Annotated in this window: 3 protein-coding genes; 1 reads left to right on the top strand and 2 read right to left on the bottom strand. The window is 71.5% G+C overall.

The annotated features are described in order from the left end of the window. A partial coding sequence (locus DBR34_RS10315; RefSeq protein WP_128096736.1) for a beta-ketoacyl synthase chain length factor occupies positions 1-690 on the bottom strand: 690 nt, incomplete at its 3' end. A gap of 105 nt (positions 691-795) precedes the next feature. Between DBR34_RS10315 and DBR34_RS10310 the strand changes: the two genes are divergently transcribed. Next, positions 796-1818, top strand: a complete 1023-nt coding sequence (locus DBR34_RS10310) for a pteridine-dependent deoxygenase (RefSeq protein WP_181393964.1) — start codon at positions 796-798, stop codon at positions 1816-1818. A gap of 109 nt (positions 1819-1927) precedes the next feature. On the opposite strand, the gene DBR34_RS22640 is transcribed toward DBR34_RS10310, so the two are convergent. Then, positions 1928-2120 (bottom strand): cytochrome d ubiquinol oxidase subunit II (locus DBR34_RS22640; protein WP_258223806.1); only part of this gene is annotated, 193 nt, incomplete at its 5' end.

Below are 2120 nucleotides of genomic sequence, written 5' to 3'. Positions count from 1 at the left end.
GGTCAGGGCCGGATCACCCGCCAGCAGGAAGCGCAACGCATCCAGCCCGTGCGGCAGGACGCCCGCCGGGCTGTCGGCCCCGGCCGCGCCCCAGCCCAGCGAGAGCCGGGTGCCGGGGCGATCGGCCCGGGCCAGCCGCCAGCACCAGGCGTAATAAGGATCGGGCTCGTCGGCGAACCCGGCATACACCGGCGGCAACGGCGATTCATACACGATCACCCGCACCTCGGCGGCGCCATCGGCCAGCAGGCCGTAGGCCTCCAGGCAGGCGGCCTCGACCGTGGCGCGGCCGGCGGCCAGGGCCAGGTAATTGCCGCGGTGGCCGCGGGCGATCGAATACAGCGCGGCCACCGCGTTGTGCACGGACAGGCCAAACGCGGTCGGGGACATGCCGTGGTCGGCGCCCAGGCTGTCGAGCAGTTCCATCGAACGGGCCACGTCGCCATGGCGCGAGGCGAACACCAGCGGCACCTGGCCGGCGTCGTCGGGTTGTTCACACCAGCAGGCGGCCTGGATGGCCATGCGCCCCAGCCGCTCGATGCGGCGCCGCTGCATGGCCGGCACCTCGGCCAGCGCCGGGGTGTCATCGCCCTGCGGCAACGCGGGGGCCCGTGCCCAGGCCTGCCACTGTTCTTTCGACGTCAGTCCCGGTGCCCAGGCCGACCAATCCACCACGGAGAACTCGATCATTCACGCCAACATGTTGATAGGCACCAAGGCATCGCAGCGCACCGCCGTAAAAAGGAGCGCACGCTATCATGACACCCTTGGCACTGGCAGCTTTCACAATCTGAAATGAGCAGCACGATCCACGACGCAACGGCCCCGGCGGTCGCTTTCCCCCCAGGTGCGGCGGTGTTCAGCGCCGGCTACCTGCCGGCAGCACTGCGCGATGCGGCCCTGGCCGACCCGTGCACCCTGGCGGTGTTCGGGTTTGGCGCGCCCGCGCCCTCCCCGGGCAACGATCCGCGCTGGCTGCAGGTGCCCCTGGCCGAGCATGGCCCGGCGCAGGTGGAGGTGTGGCGGGGCTCGACGCCGGTGCAGTCGGGCGTCACCGACGGCGTGCGCTGGTCGCACAATGCCGCGCTGCTGTTCGGGGTGCTGGAGATCGACGAAGCCGAGGGCGACATCGAGACGGCCGCCGCCGACGCCTATGCGCGGATGAGCAGCTTCCTGGCGCACTGCGGGTTCCCGCACCTGCTGCGGACCTGGAACTACCTGGACGCGGTGACCGAAGGCGACGGCGACCAGGAGCGCTACCGGCGCTTCTGCGTGGGCCGGGTACGTGGGCTGCGCGAGCTGGACGAAGCGGCCCTGCCGGCCGCGACCTGCATCGGCCGCTTCGACGGGCACCGCCGCCTGCAGGTGTACTGGCTGGCCGGCCGCGAACCCGGCCTGCCCCTGGAAAACCCGCGCCAGGTCAGCGCGTTCCGCTACCCGCGCCAGTACGGCCCGCAGTCGCCCAGTTTTTCGCGGGCGCTGCTGGCGCCGGCGGCCACCGGGCTGCCGTTGCTGCAATCGGGCACGGCGGCGATCGTCGGCCATGTGTCCCAGCACACCGGTGCCGTGGAGGAACAGCTGCGCGAAACGCTGACAAACCTGCAGAGCCTGGTGGATGCCGCCCGGCGACAGCGGCCGTCGCTGGCCGCCCAGCTTGGCGCCGGGTCGGTACTGAAAGTGTATGTGCGGCGCGCCGAGGACATGCCGGCAGTGGCCGCGCAGATGGCCGCATTACCCGGCCCACCGGCCTACGTGGTGCTGCATGCCGAAGTCTGCCGCGCCGAACTGCTGGTCGAAATCGAAGGCCTGCACGCCTGACGCCGCGCTCGGCCGCGTGCGGTAGAGCCGACCGTTGGTCGGCTGCTCTCCACCTTCTTTGCACCTGGCTCGCCCACCCGGACCACCGGAAGAGCCAGCGCCCCGCCCCTCAGTGATACCCCGCATCCGCCCGCACCTTGCCGCGGAACACCCGGTACGACCATGCCGTGTAGCCCAGGATCACCGGCAGCAGCACCACCAGCCCGACCAGGCTGAAGCCCAGTGACGACGCCGGGGCGGCCGCCTCCCACAGCGTCATGCTCGGCGGCAGCAGGTAGGGCCACATGCCGAGCACCAGCCCG

The organism is Stenotrophomonas sp. HMWF003 (assembly GCF_003061285.1).
Classification (GTDB): domain Bacteria; phylum Pseudomonadota; class Gammaproteobacteria; order Xanthomonadales; family Xanthomonadaceae; genus Stenotrophomonas; species Stenotrophomonas maltophilia_AP.
This window is presented reverse-complemented; position numbering and strand designations above follow the sequence as displayed.

What these genes read in the sequence shown, in the direction of transcription:
- DBR34_RS10310 (WP_181393964.1), top strand. Translation starts at nt 796, where the DNA reads ATGAGCAGCACGATCCACGACGCAACGGCCCCGGCGGTCGCTTTCCCC.